The sequence below is a fragment of the Paenibacillus sp. FSL W7-1279 genome (assembly GCF_037969845.1).
GTDB lineage: Bacteria > Bacillota > Bacilli > Paenibacillales > Paenibacillaceae > Paenibacillus_AQ.
Window position 1 is genome coordinate 7,381,080 of sequence record NZ_CP150215.1, and the last position, 24,218, is coordinate 7,405,297.

The window sequence follows — 24,218 nt, forward strand, 5'->3', positions numbered from 1 at the left end:
CGCAGGGTTATCTTGAAGGGTTTTCTGGATAAGGTGAGATTGTTATTCCCTTCATCTTCCTCGCCCGGTAATATAACCTGAAACGGCATACCATAACCGTTACATTCACAAGCGATAATACAACCAGCCATATGATCAGCGATGACATGGCAGTCCATAGTCCATACCAAGGCAATACTCGCCCGGCGCCAATAAATGTAGCTAACGGCGACAGAAACAGAAGAATCAAGATAGGCAGCAGTCCTCCGGCTAATGAAACAATCCATTTCCCGGTTGTCATGGCCTTTTTGCTTCGATGGATCCGATAGAGCCTATATATCCCCCAAGCAATCGTCGCAAGCACCAGCAGAATCATAACCGCCTCCATGTTTTTGCTGTTGACAATCGTCGATTCGGTCTTTTCTCCCTTCATAATCTTTGCGATTCCGTCGACAAACGCCGAATAATCGACAAAGGCGTTTAAACCGGAGTCAAACATCATCGCAATGCCCAGCCGCTGATCCAAATAGATCGTCTCTTCCGCCTTATACGTCCATAAAATTCCGCTATGGGAAATCGTCCGGCCCCCTTGCTCATCTTCTTCCGCAAGCCACCCCATTCCATACGGGCCGTTCTGTCCGGCCGTATGGTACTGCTCCATCAGCTCTGGCGTAAGAAGCCTGCCATTATATTGGGCGAGCATCCACTTGGCCATATCTTCGGCTGTCGAAATCATACCGGCGGGCCCGTCAACGAACCAAGAAGGTTCAGACTGGCTTACAGGATGGCCGAGCAATATATAATGTCCCCGCGGAATGGCGGAGTTCTCATTGATCTGCCGTGTGTTGTTTACATTAAGGGTATCTCTCATCCCCAGAGGCTCAAAGATATGATCCTTCAAGTAATCGGAGAAGTTCTGTCCGCTCGTTGTTTCGACCAACAAAGCCAAATATTGATAGTTCGGGTTGTGGTAGCTATAGGCTGCTCCAGGATCATTGGCTAGCTGAACCGTGTTCAACGACTCGTTAACCTGTCGGAGCGATTGATATGGGGACGAACGGGTCATGTCGGGATTCACCTTGTCATTCAGACCGCTTGTCTGGTTGAGCAAATCCCGAACGGTAATATCCCGAATGCGCTCGTCCTTAGGTGCAAGGTCGGGGAAATAAGATGCGTACGGCGCATCAAGCTCGATTAGTCCATTGTCCACCAGTTGAAGGACAGCCAGTGCTGTAAAAGATTTGCTTAACGAAGCAATAGGAAAGGGGGTGCGGTCGTTTATATCACGGCCCTCTGGCATAGCGCCGTATCCTTGCGTATAGAACACCTCTTCGTTATGAACGATGGCAAGGGCCGCACCCTGAATATGATTGGCGCTCATCGTTTTTTTGACGTACTGATCGATTTCCTGCTGGACTTCGGCTTTGCTTCGGACTTCAACGGCGGAAGCGGGTCTGGCCAGGATGCCCATCATTAGCAGGAAACAACTTAAGACTAGCCACATTTTTTTCTCTACGGTTCTCATACTAGCACTCCTTAATTCATGTTAAGGAAAATGCTAATCGATCTTTTTCAACTATTTATCAACTCCGTACAAAAAACTTGCCGTTACGTTCCCACCGCCATGGAGGCCGTTGGCTACCTGCAGACTACCCTCATGCTTTTCGCAAAGAACTTTGCAAATGTAAAGCCCTAGTCCGTGATGTTCATTCGCATCCCATACCTCTCCGCGATAAAAAGGAAGTACAGCCTTGCGGAGCGCCACTTCGGAAAAACCTGCGCCGTCATCCGCGACGGTTATAGAAAAGAGGTCCTTGCCGGCGTTATAATGAACGCTTACGTGACTAGAGGCATAACGCGCTGCATTTACGATCAAATTCTCAAAAACCTGCATCACCAAATGGACATCGACAGTTATTTCGTTCGCTTCCGCGGCAATGGATGAACCGAAAGTCTTACCATTCCGTCCGGTAACTTGGCCCGCGCTGTCATTCAGCAAGGAGATGAGTTCATCCGTTTCAATCATACGGCTCTGTACCGGCATATCCTCCAGCTTCTGAATAGAATTCATCGCCTCCGTGTAGCTTTCAAGACGGACGATATGCGCCTGCATCGTTTGTATCGTGTCCAAGAGTTTCTCCTCGGATATTTTGCGCTCCGGCAAGTAAGCGATCAGAAACTCGGAGTATCCTTTCAGAACGGATAGGGGCGTTCTCAGATCGTGAGCAAAAATAGCGTTAAGTTGTTTCCGTTCCTCGACCGATCGCCAGAGCGTTTGGTGGTTCTTCTCCAACTGACCGCGCATGTTCTCAAATACACGGCATAATTCCCCCATCTCATCCCGGCTGTCGTAAGAAATATGAAACCCCAAATCGTTCGCCGAAATTTTCTCTGATGCCAGCATCAAGATTTCAAGCGGTTTTTTCAGTTTCCACCGATAAAACAAGCTGCCCATCAGGACGATGCCAACGGCAACCGTTAACAGGACAACCGCAACGAGGGAAGGCAGCAACCAATCGTTCACGGAAGAATAGCCGGCAAACCGCAACCGTATACTTTCCGCCCATCTAAACTCCAATGTGATGACGACTAGAACGGCGATGAGCGTAAGGCAGCATAATAGGATGAACGATTGCAGCAAGGTTAACCGCTTCAGGCTCAGCCAGTTTATCATTTTCGCCATTTGTAACCCACTCCCCATACAGTTTCAATCCTGTCGCCGCAGCCATGCTCTTTTAATTTGATACGAATTCGCCTGATATGCTCCGCTATTACGGCGCTGTCGCCTTCGCCGTCCAGTCCCCACACTTTTTCAAAAATGCGCTCTTTGTCAAACACCATTCCGGGATGCATGGACAATAGCTCTATAATGTCGAACTCTTTTTTGGCCAAGGGAATTTGTACATCGTGGATGTAAAGCGCGCGAGCCGAATAATCTATGACCAAATCTTCGCTAAACCTTACGGACGTTTTCGTTTGGCTTCGCATCTCCCTGCGCAAATGTGCCTCTACCCTCGCACCCAGCTCATGAAGACTGAAAGGTTTGGCTATATAGTCGTCCCCTCCGGCCTGAAATCCCGATATTTTATCCGCATCCTCGCCGCGGGCGGTTAGAAACAGGATCGGACAGGACACAAAATGCCGGATTTTCCTGCATAATTCCAGACCGTCAAGCTCCGGCATATTGATATCCAGCAGCACAAGATCCGGTTGATCTTCAATTTGCCGAAGCGCTTCATTACTGTTCTTCGCAGTCATCACAAAATAGCCGTTTATTTCAAAGTAATCCGTGAGCAGTTTGCGCAGATCGGCTTCATCATCTACGATCAGTATCTTTTTCATAAGCCCTCTCCGCCTCCCAATTCAACTTCTCTAGATCCAGCATAACAAAAATCGCCGTCCGATTCCCGGCAGGGATCGTGAACGGCGACAATTTTAGAGTCATTACATAAGTAGCAGTCTTTTTGGATAAATGCAGATATCATCTTACAAAGCTATCGGCCAATTCCGCCAGCACCTTGCCAAGCCGGTCAAGCTGCTGTTCATTAGCTTCTATGCAGATGGGCTTAGCCTTTTCAAACTCCTCTTTTTTCTTGAAACGTTGCCGGAAGGTGACCCTGGTCCTGCCATCGATGTCCTCGAAGGTAGCCGTTACCCGAAATTCGTGAACGTTCAGATGATCAATCACGACCCGCTCCGTCGGCACGAGCTCAACAAAGACATTATGATTAGGATAATCCACGCCTTCTGGTCCGTGCATGGTGAACTTCCACGTACCTCCCGTCCTCATATCGCACTCGTGAAACGTATTCTTGAAGCCTTTCGGTCCCCACCACTTTGCTAATAAATCTGGGGTTGTCCATGCCCGAAACACAAGCTCCTGTGGGACATCGTACTCGCGCGAAGCAATAAGTTCATTTTCACCCATTATCATGTTCTTAACCTCCCCTTCTACTACTTGCCCAGTGTGTCCAACATGATGTTTGTACCGCGCTCTCGTATTTCCGGCGTATTATGTTCGTCAAAGAATGCACCTTGGCCTGTGGCCGGATTCCGTTTGTCCCGACGGAGTGAACCCCCGATTTGATCATAAAACCGCAAGGTTCGTACGGTAAGCCTCGTCAGCTTGGCAAGGCGCCCGACCTTCCAATGTCGCTTCTGAACCATCTCCACTCTTTGGCGCTAGCAATGTACCGGTAGCTCTATTGTAAAACGTTACGTTACGTAAGGTTCAAGTGAAATCGGGGCGCTCTGCCAGAATTTTTTTGCGCTCTAATTTTTGAACACAAGCTATTGGTCCAAGCTTATGACAGCGACATGAAACGCTACTACAAGCTCGTGCGATCGTCATTCCCTTATTTGGACTCGATGCGCCCCAGCGGGATACCACTCTCTTCTAGAGCCGCGCGAGCGGCTGGCCAGCTGGAATCGTCGAGGTCGAGCTCATTTCGAAGATAGGCCAATGTGATCTGCTGGATCAAGGCGACTCGTTCGGGGCTCTCGTCCGTCGTCTCCGCAGCGCTGTAACCGGGGATCCCGCCAAGCGAGTGCTCGGCTCCGAAGAGGGTGAGCAGGCTCTTGCTGCCCGGGCTCAGGAAGTACGGGTCGGTGAACCAGTCCGGTCCCCGAGTGGACAGTTGGGACTGGTCATGATCTCCCGCTACCACGAGGGTCGGCGTGCTCATCTCGGCGAAGCTTGGGTTCATGAAGGGGAAGTGCTCTGCCGCGAACGGGCTCAAGTCAGCACCACCCTTGCCAGTCGTGGCAAGCAGCACGCCCGCCTTGATTCGTGAGTCGGACATATCCTCTCCCGGCTCGCCGTGGGTATCGAGAACTCGCGCGCCGAGCAGCATGCTCACCGTCTGGCCCCCCCAGGAGTGTCCGGCTGCCGCAATACGGCTTCGATCGAGGCGTCCACTGAGACCGGGAACGGAAGCTTCAAGTTGATCAAGCTGGTCGAGGATGCGCTTCATGTCCTCGACTCGGAAACGCCAGATCCGTGGCGTACGGGGATCTTCAGGAGGAAGGTTCAGCGTCCTCGAATCGAGATGGGTAGGTTGAATGACCACGAAGCCGTGAGCAGCCCAGTAGTCGGCCAACGGGCCGTAGCCATCCAACGACCAGCCAAAGCCGTGCGAGAAAACGATAATAGGCAATTCACTCCCAGTCGCGGGCGCAGACACTCGCACTTGCAGATTCTCGCCACGGTCCGGCGCTGATAGGACTACCGGCTTCACCGAAACGACTGGAGTAGGCACACTAACTTTAATTTTCATAATAAATGTTCCTTTCTTGAAAAAAGATTAGCCAAACCGTTACGGGGAGAAAGCGGTCAAGCTGGTTCCTGAAATAAACCGGCAGTTCCAGTTGACATGTCAACCTTCGTCAACTGTAGCATATTGTAGTTGACACGTCAACCATGCTATGATGTTCCTATGAACAAGAACGAGCTAAACCAAGAGGAAATGCGAATATGGCATATGTGGAAGGGCTCCTTTCAGAGCATCTTCGGTCGCGTAATAAAAGAGATGTCCGAGCAGACAGGACTGTCAGAGGGTGATTATGGGGTGTTGGATCGGTTAGTCCTTTTGGGGAACGGCAACCTTCGCCAACAGGAATTAGCCGACTCGATGGACTGGGGCAAGAGTCGACTGTCACACCATTTGACGCGGATGGAAAAACGCGGACTTGTGATGAGGAAGCCGTTAGACACGGATCGCGGTGTTCAAGTCATCATCACTTCTATTGGAGAAGCGGCATTGGATGATGCCCGTCCCATAGTTTCCAAGGCAATACGCAAATATTTCCTTGATCATTTAACCGATCAAGACATTGAGTCGATTACCAGGCTTGCGGAGAGTACCAAAACGGGGTCTTCCGCGTCTGGTAAACCACCTACGCCGTGACCCCGTTTTTTGATGCCATTCCTTATAGTGGATAAGTCAATCGTACTCAATACACAGAACTCTCCAGACTCGGGGGGTTCTTTCCTTTTTTATTCACAAACTTCGCCTTGGCGACAGTTCATCCATTATTCCCCATTATTTTTGCCGCACCTTCATCAACCACATCGGGAGTCTATATATAGTAAAATAATATCGTAATTCTAAAGCGATTATTTGTTATCAAATGAAGCTCAATACCAAACATTCAGGTGGTGATTGATCTATGACTGTTACTAACAGCAAAGCAAAGGCAATGGGAGCGTTTCTCAAATCACGCAGAGAACGACTTTCGCCGAAGGATGCGGGCCTGGAATTCGCCAACGGGCAACGGAAGACGCCCGGACTGCGGCGCGAGGAAGTCTCCTTACTAGCGGGCGTGAGCGTCACCTACTATACGTGGCTGGAGCAAGGTCGGGATTTAACCCCGTCCAAAGATGTGATCGACAGCATCGCCCAAGCACTCCGATTATCTCCAGCCGAGAAGAGTCATTTATACCAGCTCTGGAACCCGCATGCATTCGAGACGCCTTTTGCGGGCCCAGCCGTCGTAGATCCGCATATGCAGAAGATTATAGATCAATTGACGTACCCTTCTCACATCACCAATGAGAGAAGCGAAGTGCTCGCTTGGAACAAGGCAGCTCAGGAGACGTTCACCGACTTTGCTTCCATTCCTGTCCAAGAACGTTATTTCATGCGTTTGTTGTTCGAAGATACGGAAATGCGCAATCGCATCGTGAATATAGAAGAATTCTCGAGTTATTCGGTGGGCGTGTTCCGAACTTATTACGATAAACACCGGGATGACCCTTGGTTTGAGACGGCAGTAGAGCAGCTTACTCAGAACAGCCCTGAATTCGATCGAATGTGGGGACAATACGATGTTCAACTCAAAAAGGTCAACCGGATTGTTTTGCAGTCCCCCGTTACCCATCAACCTGTTGCTTATGATATCCATTCCTTGGTGAATTTGTCTGACCGCCCGGATATCCACATCTGCATTTACACACCGGCTACTGAGGATCCGGGTTCTGACCGTTAATATTTTTACTAGTAAAAACGTTGTGTGGTTGCCTTGGTAAGGATCGATTAGAATGGGCTCATATTCGAATAATCCTAATGCCAGAAATGAGGGTACCTATGCTGCAGCAAAGAAAACTAGGAAAAGAAGGGCTTGAAGTGTCGGCCATCAGCCTCGGAACCATGATGATGCCTGACAACGACGAATCCGTGCGTACGATTCAGGGAGCATTGGATATGGGCGTGACGATGTTTGATACAGCCGATCTTTATGGGACGGAATACATGCTCGGGCGGTTCGGGGGAAATGAGAAGCTTGTCGGACGTGCACTTAAAGGTCGACGCGAGGAGGCCGTTATCGCCACCAAATTCGGAATTACACACGGTCAAGGTCCGAAAGGGGATCCCGCTTACATCAAAAAATCCGTTGATGCCAGCCTTTATAGCCTGGGACTGGATTACATTGATCTCTATTACCAGCATCGCCCCGACCCCAATACCCCTATTGAGGAAACAGTCGGCACGATGTCTGACCTCGTAAAGCAAGGGAAGATTCGATACATCGGATTGTCGGAGGCGCCAGTCGATATTATTCGACGGGCTCATGCGGTACATCCCTTAACCGCAGTCGAAACCGAATTTTCCCTATGGAGTAGGGAAGTAGAGGACGAAGTTCTCCCGGTTCTTAGGGAGCTGCGTATCGGTCTAGTCCCTTACAGCCCGCTTGGCCGCGGCTTTCTGACCGGCCAAATCAAGAAATTTGATGATTTGCCGGAAGACGACTATCGGCGCTATTACCCGCGATTCCAAGGCGAGAACTTCGCCAAGAACGTTGAAGTCGTCTCCCTGATCGAGAAAATGGCCTCTCAAAAAGGCTGCACCCCCGCCCAATTGAGTCTAGCCTGGCTCCTGGCACAGGGCGAGCAAATCGTGCCGATTCCGGGAACGAAACGATTGGACCGCGTGCAAGAGAACCTTGGAGCGCTGCAAGTGACACTGTCAGCTGACGATCTGGCGGAGATTGAACGTATATCCCCCAAGGGCGTGGCCGCAGGCGGCCGATTCGGCGCCTTCTGACAAGTATCCGCCCTTTCTGCGACCTTCTAAGGCAAGATTTAAGGCCATCCTATACGGGATGGCCTTTTTGGACCTTGCGTGACTCCGTGAGCTAAACGCCAGCAGCTCTGCCAGATCCAACTACCGACGTCCACCAGAACACGCAAGCAACGAGCTCCTCACCTTCGCAAGGAAGTGCGAGCCGATCACCGCCGTTTGAAAAAGAACCTGCGGTAGATGAGGTTCAGCTTAACGGATCCATCGCCGAAAAATAAGAGTACCTAAACGGATGCCCCAAACTGGATCAAATAAAGCCTAAAAAAATTGCGTCCTCCAAAGGAGAACGCGATATAGAACAGCTTCACTCTGTATTTCAACATCGTCATGAACGCTTTCGGGCGACCACCGCTAACCGGCCGTTTTCGGTCGAGTACTCGCAGGTGGACAGTACAATAAGTTTATCGCCATACCGGGCTGTTACGCCTGTGTCATAAAGAGCGAGTTTTTTGATGTTCTGAACATACGAATCGAACTCGGCCGGCGTACTTACATTCTCAATCTGGTAGTATTTAAAAACATCGTCCGATTTGCGATAAACTTTTGACAGAATAACGGCTACAATCTCATACTCTTCCTTTTCGTAAAGCGTACTGAACTGGAACGTTGCATGCTCTCTATAAAAGCTTTCGTTCTTGTACTTCATTAAATCTTTAAACATCCAGCCGCTTTTCATGTGATGCCCATGAATCAGCACAATGTCCGAACCGTTGGTCCGGCTATGCGCGTCCAAAAAAGGGAGGCCGCCTTTGTTTTCCTTTTTATCGAAATCATGATTGAGATAGTACTCCGCATCCTGTGGATTCTGCATGACCGGGTACTCAATTCGGGTGCCGTCCATCTTCAGCCAGCCAACGATGTCCGAGTTCCTCTCGTAAAGCTCTCGAAATTCGGGAAGCATGACCGGCTCATTCGCCTTATTGAACAAAACGGAGGGGGATGCAGCCCCTCCGCCTTTGTTCGATCCTTCCTCCCAAGCTGTTGCCAGCTCTTCGATTTTCTGTTTCTCAGCATAATCCCGTAAGGAAATTCTCGCAATATTGACGAGAGAAAATACCAACACAAGGAAGGAAACGGCGATAAGAATTTTTTTGATTTTGCTCATTTTCTTCTTACCGCCTTTCCGATCATTGGATGTGCTTTTTCTTCTTGTTACCGAGTAGACAGAACCCGATCGTCATCAAGGACATCAGCGCCAAAGCCATATAGAAGATTGGCGATACGCTGTTGTCTCCGGTTTCCGGAGCATCGTCCAGTTCGTTATTTCCATTTCCCGCACCCTTATCGGCTAAGTCGCTGACATCAGGCACGTTGTCGATGTTGTTATTCTCATTGTTGACGTTGCCAGGCTCGGAACCAGGTTGATCAGGAACAGGGCCTGGGTTCTCCGGCTCTGGAGCTGGGTTGACAGGACCTGGATTCTCCGGCTCTGGAGCTGGGCTGACAGGAGCTGGGTTCTCCGGCTCTGGAGTAGGGTTAACAGGGCCTGGATTCTCCGGCTCTGGAGCTGGGTTGACAGGGCCTGGGTTCTCCGGCTCTGGAGTAGGGTTAACAGGGCCTGGATTCTCCGGTTCTGGAGTTGGATTAACAGGGCCTGGATTCTCCGGCTCTGGAGCTGGGTTGACAGGGCCTGGTCCGCCGCCGGTGTTGATCGGCTTCATCGGCACATCGTATTTCACAATGTCAAAATCGACAGAAATCGTATCACTTCTGTGCGTCTCGTATCCGTCCTTCGTTACGATCAGATAATAATCCGCTTCAGGAAACACCATGTACGCATAGAAGCCATTTGCGTCGCTATCTTGCTCTGGGCTCTTGTTGTCGTGCGGCGCAAAATTCGGAACCGGAGGAAGCGTTACCTTCGTATCCGGAGTACGGCCTTTATCTCTGTTCCGCTGCGTATCCGCATAATACAATGTCACCGTTGCTCCTTCAATTTTCTTGCCAGTGATGGCATCTCCTGTCGTTTCATCATAAACCGTACCGTAAGGGTCGACCAATTCCTCGGAGATATTCAGCTCTCCGTTAGCTTTCACGTCCAGCTGCGTCACTTTGAGGAGCAGTTCCTCGCCCGTCTCGGCTTTATAGCGAACTTCCATGGTGTACTTCTGCTCGCTTAGCCCTTCCACGGAGAAAGTGCCATTGGAAGCCATTGGGAACGCCTTAGGACGACCGTTCTCCTGAATATAATTACCGTCCTTGTCTTTCAAATAAATATGCATCTGGCTGGTAAACGAATTGTTGAATAGTGCTGTTGTTCCATCCAGCTGCTTGAACAGAACGATCCCTACCGCCGTAATGTCCGCCGGAACGGTCTCGTCCGTCACGCTGCCGTCCACATTTGCTTTTTGCGTGAATTCGATAGGCACATCTTTTCCGCCTACCGTGTACACCTTCGTATACGTGATCGTATAGTCGGTATCCGCCTCGGCAGGGACGGAATATTCACCCTTCTCATTCGTCTGAATCTTCTGCTGTTCATTGGTCTTCTTGTTCGTCACGATGATTTCCGCGTTCGGAATGACTTCTCCTGTGTTGTTGTCACGCAGCACGCCTTCCAGATACGGGCGGGTATTGACAAAGTGCGCTTCAGCCACCTTTTTCTCCGGAATGGTACCTGTGCGAACGAGACTTTCAGGATCCGTCACATAGCCGTCTTTCGTATAATCATTCTGGGTCACCTCATACTTGAGATACGTCGGAAGTCCTTCAATAACGAGCGTCTGGCCATCTGTAAGCTCGAAGGTGTCTCCGCTCGTGATCGTTCCCTTGCTGCCATCCGACTTCTCATAGGAGTAGGATTTGTTATCTCCCTTGCCTGTGAAGGTGACCGTGTACTTGAACAGCTTTTTCTTATCGTCGTCTTTACCTTTAACCGTGTTGCTGATTAGCAGGCCGCCCTTTATAACTCGCACGTTCGTGAAATGGGCGTTTTCGTCTGTGCCTTCCATGACTCCAGTATAGTACCGTTCCTTAGGGGTGGTCACGTATTCGTCCGTTGTGTAGTCCTTCTGAGTCACCGTGTATTTCAGATCCTTAGGCAGTCCTACAATTTCCAGCGTCTCTCCATCCGTAAGTATGAAGGATTCGCCAGACTTGATCGTGCCCGTGCTGCCGTCCGATTTCTCGTAAGCGTAGCTTCCACCCTTGCCTGTATCCTCAAAGAGGACGGTATACTCGAACGCCTTCGTCTTGTCGCCGCCATTGCCCATGACCGTATTGCCGACGGTCAGCTTGCTGACGGTCCGTTCATTAACGAAATCTGCCTTGCGATCGGCGCCCGCCATGACACCCTCATCAGACAGTGTAGGGGTAGTCGCGTAGCCATCGTTCTTATAATCGTTCTGGGTGATATCATACTTCAAATTGTCGGGAAGATCCTTAATTTTAAAGGTCTCACCATGCTTGAGCTCGAAGGTATCGCCGGATTTGATCGTGCCGGTTGTGCCGTCTGAATGCTCGTAATTGTAAGATTGACCCTTTCCTGTACCGTCAAAGGTCACCGTGTACTTGAACGGCTTGTCCAGTTCTGCGCCGTCCCCCGTTACGGTATTGCTGACGGTCAGATCGTTAACGTATCTCTTGTTGACAAAATCTGCTTTGTGGTCGCCTTTATTGACGATTGTGCCAGACAGCTCTCTTGTCTCCGGCTCAGTTGTGTAACCGTCAACGGTCGTATAATCGGCCTCGGTTATGGTATAGGCCAGATCCGCAGGCAATGCCGGCAGCGTCACAGATTCCCCGTGCTTGAGGATAATCTTGTCTCCGCTCTTGAGCGTGCCAAACATATTATCCGGCATCTTATACGTATACTCTCCGTCCTCACCCTTGCCGGTGAAGGTCACGGTGTATTCAAAAGCTTTAGAAGCATCGCTGCCATTGCCTTCCACCTTATTGCTGATGGTCAGCTTACCTTGGGCCGGTGTGGGCACGACAAGCGGATTAGTGCTATCTACCAGATTTCCGTCCACCCAGATAGGGTTAAATGGCGTACTAGACACACGCACGTTATAAACTCGCTCGGTAGGCAGATAGGTCGTCTCGTCGATCCAGGTTTCCTTCAGATCGTAAAGTCCTACCTCGACGTTAAAAATTAGCTCGCCTTTGCTGTCGGTAACTCCCTTGATCGGAGCGCCCTTCTTATCAAGAGCTACCGTACCGTCCTTGTTATACAGCGTAAACTCTACGCCCTGCAGCGGCTTGCCGTCCGGATCAACCTTTTTTAGCTTCAGAATAGGCTGCCATCCGGCACCGCCGCTAATGTCTGCACTTTCTACCGTGTATTCCGCATGGCTTCCGACATCCTTGGCGGCATCGTCGCCCATCATCTGCACATTGTTGCCGGCTTTGTCGCCGACACCCAGTACAGTGCCGTCGATTTCAGTCTGGTAGACGAACAAATACAGCTTGTTCGGGTTCGCCATCTTGAAGGTCAGAGTCGTTGTCCCGTCTGTCTCCTTGTTCGCCTCCACCTTGACCTCGCTGTCTAGAGCGTACAGATCAAGAGCCTCACCATCCTTCGCCAAAGCTCCGCCAGCCGTTAGCTTGGCAGGATAGACCGCCATATCGGGAGCCCGGAGTGAGAGTCGGTCAAATTCATCATTGCGCAGTTTAAGTCCTTTGCCTAACGTATCCTGCAAGTAGGCGGTATCCTTCACGGTAAATGGCGTGGCATATTCCACGGTCCACTCCAGCACGCCAGGCGCTGCTTTTTTCACAGTTTTGTTTATGGACTTTGACGGAGGAACGATAACTTTACGCTGAATGGGCGTCTTGTTATCCCGCTCGACGTCGACTACCGTATTCTCGTCTCCCCATTTGATGCGCAGCTCTGCCTTGTTATATACCGTCTGTTCTGTCTGGCCGGCATCGGCATATTGCTTGAGGGTTGCCGCCGTTGGCCCAGCCTTCACCAAAATCACGTAGGGCTGATCCAACTTCGTAAAGCTAAACGTCCCTACGTTGCCTGCGGCAGAAAAGCTTACCAGATTTTCGGGAGCAGCAATAGGTACAGCAGCAGTAGCGTCGACCCTTAACCCATAATCGGCTCTTGCCCCTTTATAAATCTCAAATGCTTTTCCTTCGGAATATGGCTTAAACTCCCAGCCGTCGGGGAGGATGTCGACCACCTGAATATTTTGTGCGACATGCGTGCCTCCATGGAGGGCCATTTCCTCGGTATTGATTCCGTTGGCATTGACCGACAGACGGAAGGTTACCGTGTTGGTCGACCGGTCATAGGCCGCTCTTGTCCAATAATCCTTCTCATTTCCGGAGTAGATAAAACTGTTGACCTGATTTGGCGCAACATTATCTTCCACGCCGGTTGTCGGATTCACCGGTTTTGACGCAAAGAGCATCCCCTTGGATAGCATTCCGCTGTTGAAGGCGTTAGCGTTCGAGCCTGCACCCATTACATAAATTCCAGAATCGAACAGAGATACCTGATTATAGAAATTACTCCCTAAATTGTGTGCAAAGTGCTTCCAGTTCGTCAAGAAAGTATTAAAGGTATACGTATGTACCTTTTCTCCGGTTGTAAGGCCGGTGACGGCCAGAATATCGGCGATTGCCTTGCCATCTTGGGTAATGGTATAGACTTTTTCGGTTAACCCATCGGCAGAGCTAAAGGAATCTGGCTTATACCGCTGCCAGTACCTTGGATTTGCCGTACTTTTGGTTCGTATTGCTGTCAAGAGTTCCGAATCGATGGTCGGACTGACCTGAACGTTATTCCAGTCTATGTCGCTTCCATCTCCGTACACGAGCAGGTCATAAATGTTCCCGTCCGGCATCGAGTCCAGCGGCTTAACGGTCACCTTCCATCCTAAAGTACCTGATGTCAAATCACCACCGTTGGCCGTCTTGCTCAGGCTATTGGTCGCTTTGTTGACCGTTGCCTGGTCTGTTACCCCGATATCGTTGTTTTGCCCGTTCCCGTCTGTCTGATCCAGATTCCACTTGGCGGTAGCCTTGTTAGTAAAGCTAGTTTGAGTGCCGGTAATGTCGGTGACAATGACCAGCCTCACCGGGCCTTCCACTTGTCCGAAGGAATAGACATCGTCTGCGGGCTTTGTCGTAATCGTATTGATATCCGACCATACATTTGCTTCAGACTTCTGAAACGTTGCCGACTTGAAGGAAAGCCCGGGAGGGATGATATCCGTTATTGCCAAGTCTTGCAGAGGCTTCCTGTTGTATTTGCCATTATGGTTGACCGTAATGGTCCATGTGATGGTGTTATCCTTGTAGTTCTGCACGCCGTCCTTCTGAATCCAGACGGGCTTGAGCGCAACAGTCCACAGATTACTTGTTGCCAGCTCCGTATTGTCCGCTTTCAACAGTTTTACTGCACTTGTTGCCGTACCAGTTGTCACACCATTGCTTACTTGTTGTGTTGAGCTGAAGTCCCAGCTACTATCATTATATCGATATTGCTTGTAATATTTTTCCTTCGGGATCCAGGTTTCGAAGTTGATGGTTGCCGTATCGCCGATATTGTCAGGGAAGGTGTAGGTCAACTCGCTCCCATTATAGGTCGGCGCTTCTCCTATCACTACATTGTTGGCGGTATCCTTTACCTCGAAGGAACCTGTCACGTAATTGCCTACATTAGTCAAATCATTGGAAAAAATCGTTCCGTCCAGCGGCAGCTTGATGTTCACGTCGTCCATGTCAGTCGCGGTGACGATCGCTTGCCATTTAACTTTGCCGGCTTGAAAATCGGTGCTGGATATCTCAACCCTGCCTCGCTGCTGCGTATAGCTCACAAAACTGTCCGTGTTACTGTTGGAGCGTAAGCTGATGCTATACTTTGCTGTAACTTCCGGGTTTTCCAGCATGTAGCCGCTCCCGAATAAGGCGAGGGGCTTGGTCGTGCCGTAGTCCATTCCCGCCACATCGGCGTTTGCGGTTGTGTCAAAGCGGAAGTTAACGTTCGTCCCCTGGAGGAATAAGCTGTCATCGCCGTCAAAAACGACCTTAATGCTGGTCTCGGTGAAATAAGCGGTGCCCAGCTTGTAGTTTTGCCCGAACAGGGTGACGTCCAGATCTTTTGTAGCTTTCGTCAAGGTTACGCCCTGAAAATAATCCGCTTTCTTTAACTCAATGAAGTCGCCCTTCTGGATGTAAGTGTCCGAGTTCTTTTCATCCGTGTCACTATCGCTCCGCATCGGCACACGGAGACTTTCCGACGTGATTGTAAAAGTCTGCCTGCCGTTGATCTTGTCAACGTTCGGGTCGTAGCCAGGGGCTGTAGTAGACTTTATCTCACTCGAAGGAGTCCCTTGGGAAACCGTCAGCGGAAAAGGGTCATTTTTACCCATAAATAAACTCGTCTTATCCGTTGGCCCAGCCGCTAAGGCCATCGGGGCGGAAGCCGGCTCATCATACACTGCTTCCGTTACTGACGGCGGTTCCTCCGCGCTCGACGAATCGGCTTCGGTGACGGCCGCCGCCCCGGAATCGCTTGGCGCGCTATCTGCATAAGCAGTGAAAGAGAACGCCACTGTCTGCAAGACAAGCAGAATTGCCAGGCAGAAAGCCATTACAGATTTTCCTACACTATGTTGTCGTTTCAATACAAAATTCTCCTCCACTACCTAAATTTATGGCGACATCGAGATCATCCACCCTCAAGCGAATAGACATATTTCATCGCTTGATCCCAGCGGCCTGCACATCATAAATTCTCGAGGAATTCCAGATAAACGAGTAGGTTGCCGTGGGAGTGCAGGGTATTGATCAAACTTAGTAACTTTCCTCCTTCCGTACGACATTTTTCGCCATTAATTAATGAAAAATTATATAATACGCCAACTTTCTACAGCGCACTCTACATTATACTAGAGCTACCTATACAAATTCTCGACAACCATTCGGCAAAGAAGCAAGTTTATGAATGGAAGCACTTCTGTAAATAAGCCAAAAACACGCCGAGTAAATGAAGCACCAGCACCTTGATTTGCAAACCGAAAGTATCCATAATCGCCTTTTCGAGAATTTGCGCTATATCATTCTTGGAGCGGCCGCTGGTTGAAAAAATGATATTGCCCGAATTGATATAGGTAACGACGTTTTTCATACCAGCCTGCTCGAATGATTTTTTAAGTGTTTTCATATCTACTTTGTTGTTTCCGCCGACATTGATCCCGCGAAGCAGCGCCGTTTAAACCATACAACTTAGCCCTTGTCTTCAATGACTGCGATTCCATCTATTTCAAGAAGGCAAGATGGACGCGATGCAAATTCCGAAACGAATAACACGGTGACGGATTATCTAATGAACCAGCCATCTCTTGGAGCGCTTTGTAACCAATAAGCGGGTCGCTTCCGTTAACTAAATAGATATTGAGTTTGACCAGATCGGCGAAACTCGCATTTTCAGCAGCTAAAATGGTCTTGATATTATGAAGCGCCTGTTTGGTCTGCAACTCCAAATCATCATTTCCAATCAGCTCACCTTTGGAATTAATCGCATTTTGCCCGCCAATATAAATTGTTTTTGCTCTTCCTGATACGGTAATCGCTTGGCTAAATGCTTCTGATCCCTTCCGGGTTTATATGCTCCATAGTAAAAGTAGACATTGATTTGGTGCCTTCTTCACGATTTGATTTGTGTTCTATATGTTAATAATAAACAACTTCACTGACAGGTACCGTCAGTGAAGTTCAATTGTTTCCGATATCGTAATGCTGTGCGATTGCCGATGCCATCTCCTAATCCGGCGCTTCAGCGCTAACGGCTCACGAATGCGAATGGCTGTGCCAAACGTTAGTAGATACCTCGGAAGATGCTTATTCATCGTCGGGACGTCGAGCAGAAACTGCGCCTCCCGGTCGGTCCGTTGCATCAAATAGTGGCGCATATGCCAATGGCCGCAGATTGCATTCAGCGTATCGGGCTCTCCTTCGATGGGAATGACCGTCGGCGGCCCGTCGGCGGCCCGTTCCCGTTCGGACTGGTCTTGGAAATAGTCCGACGCGGAGAAACGCTCCGGCTTTTCGAACCACGCTTCGATCTGCTCCAGCCTCGCGATACGATCCACGCGGAAGGTCCGCACCGCCTGCGACCGATGACAGTACGCGACGGTGTACCATTCGTTCCGATCGTAAGCGAGCCCGTAGGGATCAACTTCACGTTCATCTGCCTGCTCTGCATTCGCTTTGCGATAAACGATGCGCACCGTTCGCCCATCATTAACCGCCTGCTCCAGGTCCCGCAACAACGGAACAACGGAAGGCGAACTCTCCGGAGAAATGACATCCAAACCTCCCGTCTGGCGAGACAGATCATCGCACTGCTCATCGTGCAGCCCGTTCTCCACCTTCTTCAACGCGCTTTCCAGTTCCTCCGTATAAGGATAGCCCGCGCCCTGCGCAAACTTATAAGTGTCCATAAGCACCTTCAGCTCAACAGATTTGAAGAATAACGGCGTCTCTTCGAAGCTTTCCAGAATACGAATGCCGCCGTCATGGCCCGATTCCGCGACGACCGGCACACCGCTTGCGCATAATGCGTCGATATACCGGTACACGGTGCGGACGCTGATCTCCAAACTGTCCGCGATCTGAGCGGCGGTAAGCTTCCTTCCGGATCGCAGCATCCAAAGCATGGACAGCATGTTATCCCATTTCGCCATCTGGATCACCTTCTTTCCTCACGAATATGAGCTTCCCCCAAAATGGATTGGCAACTTACTAAGACAGGTAAGCGCTTTTAGAGTAATTTCGTCTTACTGCCATACGGTTCAGCTTAACTCATCGGTTGCTGCAACCTCGCTGTCCATTTCATTTTATCATTTCTCTAAGATCATTGAGGAAACCAGTTACTAAAATTGTGAAGCTGGAAAAAATCGCCTGCACACCCGACCACTATTATCACTTGCGGACATATAAAGAAAATGAGCCCGGCATAATTACCGGACTCATTTCATTAAACTGCCCAATACCTATGATATCTAACCATTTAGGGTCACTTCACAGGTGGAGCAGCCTCTATTTCATTATGTCTTCGACACGGATACGAGAAGCTCGTTATCGCTTGAAACGACCGCCCCTTCAGGGCGTCCAGGAGGGTGCGGCATCCGGTTCGCAATCCACCACTCCCCCATTCCAACTAAGGCCGAAGAAGTGGACTGATACGTTACTTCCTCATCCATGCCTTGGTTGACCCCCTCCATATCGCTTTGCTTCTGAGTCAAGGTTAGCTCATAGAATGAAGTCAAGCCCTCATACTCTGCCTTGATGAGTACGGTTCCTTCCGATTTCGCCGTTACTACACCGCTAGCGCTGATCTCCGCCATAGTTGGATCACTGCTTGTATAGATGAGTTTGCCTCCACCTTTTCACGGCTTCCATCGCTGTACACTGCGGTAGTCACCGTATGATCACTCTCGCCAACGACCAGTGTAGACATTCCCTCGAGCTCAAGCTCAATCAGGCTAACCGGCTCTTCTTCATTACCTGCTGATACCGATTGTAATACAGGTCGTTTAGCCATACCGTCCCATCTCCAAATCGTGTTAAAGTCCCACCCTAATCTGTCTGTATAGGTAGATGGAGTCTTTATTTCAGTTTCAGATAGGCCTAATCCTTTAAGGGTTGTTAATGCTCCTTCAGCGACACCTTCTTTATTCACTATCATGCCGTCAAATGCATAATTATTTTCGAGCGTAGCGGTGTGTCCCGCAAGAACTCGTCCCATCACCCGGTTTGCCATCGTTGGCGCCGTAACCGAAGGGCCCAGGGCAATGACATTTCTGACGACTGTATCATTGTATCCGTATCCAGTCACTCCGCCCGCATTGCTCGTCATCGCTCGAACGGTTCCAGACGCATACACGTTTTCTGTTAGGCTGCCCGAGTTCGTAATTCCGATTAGGCCGCCGGCCTGACTTACCTGAGCGGTCACATCCGCGGTAGAATAGCTGTTTCTTACGATACCATTAGAATAGCCTACTAGACCACCGACTGTGCTGGAGCCTGTAATGGAGCCTGTTGAGAGGCTATTCTCTACCTCGCCATTGTTCGTGTTGACGAGTATGCCTATTCTGCTTCCGCCAGTGACGCTGGCATCGATCATGGCTATATTTTTAATCACTCCGCCATTGAGATGGAATAAGCCGCCGCTCGAAGAATGAAAATTAACTATCTTCTTCCCGTCGCCATCCAAAACACCGGTGAACGAAACCACTTTAAAAAGCGACTCAGCCGGTTGTCCAGCGTAATCCAAATCATGGTCCAACATATACTTTTCCGCCGGGAAGTTTTCCATAACGTTCAAATCAGCAATGGATTTGATTCTGTAATAACCAGCTTCATTTCTTTCTAAAGGCACGACAGGCTCGCTTGCCTCTTCGGGATTACTGTTCAATACCGGACGCTTTAAAGCATCATTCCACATCCAAATCGACTCAAAATCCCACTTTAATATATGGATATACGTATTGGAATCTTCAACCTGTTCCTGGGATAGCCCTAAACCTTTTCTGTTGTCAGCAGCGGCAATACTTTCGCCTTCTACATCCACCATCATGCCATCAAACGCATAATTATTCTTAAGGGTTGCGGTATGCCCCGCAAGCACTCGTCCCACCACACGGTTCGCCATCGTCGGCGTTACGACTGAAGGATTGAGAGCAATAACGTTTCTAACAACCGTATCATTATAGCCGTAGCCAGTCACTCCGCCTGCATTACTTCTAAGCGCCCGAACGGCTCCAGATGCATACACGTTTTCCGTTAAACTGCCTGCGTTTGTAATGCCGATCAAGCCGCCAGCCTGGTTCAACTGGGCCGTTACATCTGCTGTAGAATAGCTGTTTCGCACGATGCCATTGGAATAGCCCGCCAGACCGCCCACGGTGCTGGAGCCTTCGATTGAGCCCGTTACATAACTATTCTCTACCGTTCCGTTGTTCGTGTTAACGAGTATACCGATATTACTTCCGCCAGTAACGCGTGCATTAACCATGGCTATGTTTTTAATCGTTCCGCCATTGAGATGAAATAAGCCGCCATTTTCTGATTTGAAATTGGTTAAGGATTTATTATTTCCATTAAATATGCCAAGGAAAGGCGTCCCCTTAAATAAAGGATCAAAAAGCTGCCCTTCAAAATCAAGATCGTTTTCCAATATATAATTTTCATTTGGAAATTCTGAAATGGTCTTTAATTCACTAACCGAACGGATGATGTAGTACCCATCTTCGTTTTGATCAAGCTTCGGCTTTGGAATATGGTTTTCGTTAATTTGTTCCAAATTACTTTGCAGTAATGGACGCTTGGCATCTTCATTCCAGATCCAGATCGAATCAAAGTCCCAACCAAGGGTCTCCATGAAAAAAGCTGGCTTCGTGAATGCATCTGCACCCACCCCCTGTCCTTTTTCATTGTTTGGATCAGGAACCGTAACGTTCTCACTGCTAACAAACATATTTTCATCGGCGTAATTGTTGACTAGAGTTGCCTTCTCCCCAGCTAACACTCTGCCGACAATTCGATTCGATGCCGTACCTGTAACAATCGATGGATTTAATGCCATACTATTTTGAATGACCGTATTGTTATAACCGTATCCGCTGATGCCGCCAGCATTGGATTCTTCTGCTATGACGGCTCCCATGGCATAGACCTGTTCAGTTATACTCCCCCGATTCGTAATCCCAATCAGGCCGCCGGCTTGCTTGCCCCGTGCACTAACTCGAGCTGTTGAATAACTGTTTCTAACGATACCGTTCGAGTAGCCCACAAGACCGCCAACTGTAGAATTGCCTCGAATAGATCCGGTACTGTAGGCATATTCCACGATCCCATCATTCTGATCCACCAGGATTCCAACATTGCTCCGGCGAACATCAATGTCTGCATTAATGATTCCTACATTTCGAATAATTCCTTCATTAATGGCAAAGAGACCTGCGCCGCCTGAGGAGATCATAACGTCTTTAATCGTATGCCCTTGCCCATCAAACGTACCCGTAAATGGAGTGCCATTCGCGCCAATGGCCTCGATAAACACGCCATTCCCATCAATGTCCCGATCTAAAATAAAATGTTTGTCCGGGAATTCATGCATTTTATAAAGTCCGCTGGCACTTTTGATTTGATAGGGGTTGCCTTCCGAACCATCGCCCAGCATTCCTTCTTTCGCTATGAACGGGTCCGTTAACGGCTCTTGATCGATTGGATTATTAACCAATCTTACGACGATCGTATGTTCATCGCCAAATGGAAGAGGGTTATCAAATAAGATGATTTGTTCTCGTCCGAGATGTTCCAGCGTTGCTTCTTGAATAACCGTTTCCAACAGCTGTTCACCTGTATGATCCCGCTTTTCCCCGATCACGGTGACACGTTCAAGCGAGCTCGGGTAATTCAAGACCCCAACGCCCTTCAAGACGTTATTTTCCACAATTGCGCTCGTTAATTCCAAATAATTGGCCGGTTGTTTCATCGTAAATGAATCAATCTCAACACCGTCGCTGTTGTAAGCTTTCAAGGTGAGCGATTGATCGTTTGATTCTAAAATAACACCCGTCTGCTTATTTTCATCATAAACGATATGATCCCAGTCAAATGATTTGTTATCAAAGAACATTGGACCTGATGAACCAACGGTCACAAAAGTTGTTCCTAAATTCATCGCTTCTTCCGATATATCCTTTACACCATCTCGTATGGTTGTCCGTTTATACACATGATCATGACCACCAATATACAAACTAACGCCAAGGCGTTCAAATGCTTGAGACAATTTCACTCTCATCATGTCCATACCGGTCTCATCGCCGGATTGACCGCCATAATAAGGATAATGCCCCATAACGATTTTCCACTTCTTGTCGGTTGCTCGCAAATCTTTTTCCAGCCATGACAGCTGCTTGTCAAAATCCAGCACAGAATTCAGAACAGCAATGTGCATATCGCCATAATCAAACGAATAATTCGTTTCCCGGTAACTGCCTTCACCGTTCTTCGGCAGGTTGAAAAACCCGGAGAACGGCACGAGCTTCCGCTCTGTCGCACGTTCACGGTCCCCGACAATGTGAGCAGAAACTAGCCCCATATCATGGTTGTAAATATGGTTAAACACATCATCCCAAGCATACATATTGCCGCCGTTCTCGACCAAGTCTCCGACTTGGATCACCGTCTGTCCGTTTGAATTTTTCTTCTGCAAAACGTCCAGCATATTTTTAAAGAGCTGGAAGCTTTCCGGATTTCGATCCGGAACTCCAAGATCCCCCATCACATACATAACGGCTTCCTCTGAAGCTGGCGCGGTCTTAAAGCTATAACTGCCGCTCCAAGGTCCAGTCGGTGACATTCCATACCGATAGTCATACTTAGTCCCTAAGTCGAGATCTGTTATATTCGCTTCATGAGCTGCAAGCACGCGATAGTTACTCTTGTCATACGTATCACCATAGGCGGCTTGAAAATAAGAGACTTCCGCTTGTACCACTTCAGCATCGTCCCATGTTGCCACTGACTCCGGTTTATACTGAACATACGACGTTTCTAACGCCTTATCCGTTACTAGATTTACTCCTACTTCACGTTCATTCTCACCAACATTAACAATGGGTTGGAATTCATTTAAAATGTTATCAGCGTCCAGATTTTGTTGATCAACAAGCAATCGAATAAGTTCAACACGCGTATTTCCTTGAGCGTCGGTCGCTACATACTTAATGAAATAGTCTCCATACATATCGACCTTGAAATGCTGATTTAGAGCGGCTACTTCTCCTTTATCATTTAAAACGATGGCTTCCACCGATAAAGATTGACCGCGATGATCCGTCGCCGAAGCGCCCAGCACTTCTATTTGATCTCCAAGCTTAATGGTGTCCGGATATTGCCCATGTACCGTAATTTCAGGCGCGTGCACCGTGCCCCTCGTTTCATCACCAATCCAAATTGGGGCACTTATCGCTTCTTCACCGTCTGCCTGAAAAGCTCTAACGATGAAATAATCCCCATCTTTGGTTGCTAAGGTTACTTCCTTTTCAAATTTATTACTGGCAATGCTGCGGTACTCCTTGAGAACTTCTCCGCTGTTTTTGTAAATAACGACTTTATCCAAAACATCGTTAGCATCAGGGTCATTCATGCGTACGAAAAGATTGATTTCTTTTGTATCGGCCGGAAGGATCGCCCCCATCATCTGACCTTTTGCGGAAACTGCCATTTCTAGGTTCCGATCAAATGATACATAGGTGCGATGGTTTCGCATCGCCTCGTAAAGACCTTCTCTTGTAAGGTTATCTCCCCACATACCGGTCACATGGGGCTGAACCATCCCCCAATTTCCTTTGTGCTCGTCTCCGCCAAACACAGGAGAAACATGCCAGCCTTGATCTAATGCCTTGGTATAGACTGCAAAATCATTGGAGGATTTGTATTCGATCATATTAAGGTTTCTGTCAACGTCTCGGTTATAATGTTTAAATTCATTGAAACTCCAATTGCCTGACAAGCGTGGATGATTAAACTGAGCAATCGCATGAGGATCTTGGGCAAGTCTTGCGTAAAAGGTTGGCAAATCATATTTGATGTCGCTCCAGCCCCAAGTGCCATCCGCGCCTACTCCATGTGTTCTTGCAAACCATGGGGCATTAAATAGGTTGATATGACCCGATTCATCATACCAGGTCACCTCCGTACCAGGCAGCGTAATAAATTCGTTATCACGATTGTGAGCATCGGATTGCTCATGCAGCAGCTTGTATTCTTTTGAATAAGAGTCTTGAACATTCGTAATAAAATCACTGCCCGTACTGATGTCATAAGTCACGTCGTGTTCAGTCACTGCAAAAAAATCAAAGTCTGTATTAGCCTTCACAAAATCGTAAGCATCATTGGGCAACAATATCCCATCACTGAGAGATGTATGAGAATGCATGTGACCTTTGAAGAGTGAAGCTCCTGAGTACTTAGCCCTCTCTTTTTGAGAAACACCTTCTTCTTTATCTGAAGACGCGGATACATTAATGCCGTAACAAAGACTAATAACCCCCGCTATAAAACAAGCCATCACAATAAAAGGCAGACTTCTTCTTTGGGACTTCAATCAAAATCCTCTCCTTTTTCGGCTTAATGGTAATACAGGTGTCTGACTGATAGACAAACAGCCCCTAACCAAAAAATGCAGTC

At 48.8% G+C, this 24,218-nt stretch carries 15 protein-coding genes and 2 pseudogenes; 3 read left to right on the plus strand and 14 right to left on the minus strand.

What is annotated here, in order from left to right; translation table 11 throughout:
- Positions 1 to 7 precede the first annotated feature (7 nt).
- From MKY82_RS33405 to MKY82_RS33435, 7 genes and pseudogenes are all read right to left on the minus strand, one after another.
- Positions 8 to 1,504 (minus strand): serine hydrolase domain-containing protein, encoded by a 1,497-nt coding sequence (locus MKY82_RS33405; protein ID WP_339295194.1) that lies wholly within the window; start codon positions 1,502 to 1,504, stop codon positions 8 to 10.
- A 51-nt stretch (positions 1,505 to 1,555) separates the two neighbouring features.
- Positions 1,556 to 2,662 (minus strand): ATP-binding protein, encoded by a 1,107-nt coding sequence (locus tag MKY82_RS33410; protein WP_339295195.1) that lies wholly within the window; start codon positions 2,660 to 2,662, stop codon positions 1,556 to 1,558.
- Positions 2,650 to 3,321 (minus strand): response regulator transcription factor, encoded by a 672-nt coding sequence (locus MKY82_RS33415; RefSeq protein WP_339295196.1) that lies wholly within the window; start codon positions 3,319 to 3,321, stop codon positions 2,650 to 2,652. The genes MKY82_RS33410 and MKY82_RS33415 overlap by 13 nt, the downstream gene beginning before the upstream one ends.
- Positions 3,322 to 3,460: 139 nt before the next feature.
- Positions 3,461 to 3,913 carry an SRPBCC family protein gene (locus tag MKY82_RS33420; protein ID WP_339295197.1) on the minus strand — a complete coding sequence of 151 codons (453 nt, stop codon included), beginning with the start codon at positions 3,911 to 3,913 and terminating at the stop codon, positions 3,461 to 3,463.
- Positions 3,914 to 3,933: 20 nt separating this feature from the next.
- Positions 3,934 to 4,023: pseudogene (locus MKY82_RS33425) on the minus strand (polyketide cyclase); the annotation flags it as partial.
- A gap of 24 nt (positions 4,024 to 4,047) precedes the next feature.
- A pseudogene (locus tag MKY82_RS33430) lies at positions 4,048 to 4,146 on the minus strand (MerR family DNA-binding transcriptional regulator); the annotation flags it as partial.
- Positions 4,147 to 4,334: 188 nt separating this feature from the next.
- The gene (locus MKY82_RS33435; protein WP_339295198.1) at positions 4,335 to 5,255 is read right to left on the minus strand and encodes an alpha/beta fold hydrolase; all 921 of its coding nucleotides are present in this window, start codon (positions 5,253 to 5,255) and stop codon (positions 4,335 to 4,337) included.
- Between the two features lie 159 nt (positions 5,256 to 5,414).
- Between MKY82_RS33435 and MKY82_RS33440 the strand changes: the two genes are divergently transcribed.
- The 3 genes from MKY82_RS33440 (at position 5,415) to MKY82_RS33450 (ending at position 8,021) form a co-directional block, all read left to right on the plus strand.
- Complete coding sequence (locus tag MKY82_RS33440) at positions 5,415 to 5,885, plus strand: MarR family transcriptional regulator (RefSeq protein WP_339295199.1); 471 nt, start codon at positions 5,415 to 5,417, stop codon at positions 5,883 to 5,885.
- 262 nt (positions 5,886 to 6,147) lie between these two features.
- Complete coding sequence (locus tag MKY82_RS33445) at positions 6,148 to 6,966, plus strand: helix-turn-helix transcriptional regulator (RefSeq protein WP_194540217.1); 819 nt, start codon at positions 6,148 to 6,150, stop codon at positions 6,964 to 6,966.
- 101 nt (positions 6,967 to 7,067) lie between these two features.
- Positions 7,068 to 8,021, plus strand: coding sequence for an aldo/keto reductase (locus tag MKY82_RS33450; RefSeq protein WP_339296742.1), 954 nt, complete (start codon positions 7,068 to 7,070; stop codon positions 8,019 to 8,021).
- A gap of 361 nt (positions 8,022 to 8,382) precedes the next feature.
- Here the strand turns inward: MKY82_RS33450 and srtB are convergent, their stop codons facing one another.
- The 7 genes from srtB to MKY82_RS33485 form a co-directional block, all read right to left on the minus strand.
- A complete protein-coding gene (srtB, locus tag MKY82_RS33455) occupies positions 8,383 to 9,162 on the minus strand; it encodes a class B sortase (RefSeq protein ID WP_113057989.1) in 780 nt (259 codons plus the stop codon).
- A gap of 22 nt (positions 9,163 to 9,184) precedes the next feature.
- Positions 9,185 to 15,637: a DUF5979 domain-containing protein gene (locus tag MKY82_RS33460; protein WP_339295200.1), complete on the minus strand. Its 6,453-nt coding sequence runs from the start codon at positions 15,635 to 15,637 to the stop codon at positions 9,185 to 9,187.
- 314 nt (positions 15,638 to 15,951) lie between these two features.
- Positions 15,952 to 16,176: a DUF1697 domain-containing protein gene (locus MKY82_RS33465; protein WP_339295201.1), complete on the minus strand. Its 225-nt coding sequence runs from the start codon at positions 16,174 to 16,176 to the stop codon at positions 15,952 to 15,954.
- 94 nt (positions 16,177 to 16,270) lie between these two features.
- A complete protein-coding gene (locus tag MKY82_RS33470) occupies positions 16,271 to 16,582 on the minus strand; it encodes a RidA family protein (RefSeq protein WP_339296743.1) in 312 nt (103 codons plus the stop codon).
- Positions 16,583 to 16,717: 135 nt separating this feature from the next.
- Positions 16,718 to 17,698 (minus strand): YafY family protein, encoded by a 981-nt coding sequence (locus tag MKY82_RS33475; protein ID WP_339295202.1) that lies wholly within the window; start codon positions 17,696 to 17,698, stop codon positions 16,718 to 16,720.
- A 363-nt stretch (positions 17,699 to 18,061) separates the two neighbouring features.
- A complete protein-coding gene (locus MKY82_RS33480; RefSeq protein ID WP_339295203.1) occupies positions 18,062 to 18,361 on the minus strand; it encodes a hypothetical protein in 300 nt (99 codons plus the stop codon).
- Entirely contained in the window at positions 18,334 to 24,135 is a 5,802-nt protein-coding gene (locus tag MKY82_RS33485) for a CehA/McbA family metallohydrolase (RefSeq protein WP_339295204.1), read from the minus strand. The genes MKY82_RS33480 and MKY82_RS33485 overlap by 28 nt, the downstream gene beginning before the upstream one ends.
- Positions 24,136 to 24,218 lie beyond the last annotated feature (83 nt).

Excerpts from the sequence above, each read along its gene's own strand:
- MKY82_RS33445 (WP_194540217.1), top strand. The coding sequence starts at position 6,148 with ATGACTGTTACTAACAGCAAAGCAAAGGCAATGGGAGCGTTTCTCAAA.
- MKY82_RS33415 (WP_339295196.1), bottom strand. The coding sequence starts at position 3,321 with ATGAAAAAGATACTGATCGTAGATGATGAAGCCGATCTGCGCAAACTG.
- MKY82_RS33465 (WP_339295201.1), bottom strand. The coding sequence starts at position 16,176 with ATGAAAACACTTAAAAAATCATTCGAGCAGGCTGGTATGAAAAACGTC.
- MKY82_RS33475 (WP_339295202.1), bottom strand. The coding sequence starts at position 17,698 with ATGGCGAAATGGGATAACATGCTGTCCATGCTTTGGATGCTGCGATCC.
- MKY82_RS33410 (WP_339295195.1), bottom strand. The coding sequence starts at position 2,662 with ATGGCGAAAATGATAAACTGGCTGAGCCTGAAGCGGTTAACCTTGCTG.
- MKY82_RS33435 (WP_339295198.1), bottom strand. The coding sequence starts at position 5,255 with ATGAAAATTAAAGTTAGTGTGCCTACTCCAGTCGTTTCGGTGAAGCCG.
- srtB (WP_113057989.1), bottom strand. The coding sequence starts at position 9,162 with ATGAGCAAAATCAAAAAAATTCTTATCGCCGTTTCCTTCCTTGTGTTG.
- MKY82_RS33420 (WP_339295197.1), bottom strand. The coding sequence starts at position 3,913 with ATGATAATGGGTGAAAATGAACTTATTGCTTCGCGCGAGTACGATGTC.
- MKY82_RS33440 (WP_339295199.1), top strand. The coding sequence starts at position 5,415 with ATGAACAAGAACGAGCTAAACCAAGAGGAAATGCGAATATGGCATATG.
- MKY82_RS33480 (WP_339295203.1), bottom strand. The coding sequence starts at position 18,361 with ATGGCGGAGATCAGCGCTAGCGGTGTAGTAACGGCGAAATCGGAAGGA.
- MKY82_RS33405 (WP_339295194.1), bottom strand. The coding sequence starts at position 1,504 with ATGAGAACCGTAGAGAAAAAAATGTGGCTAGTCTTAAGTTGTTTCCTG.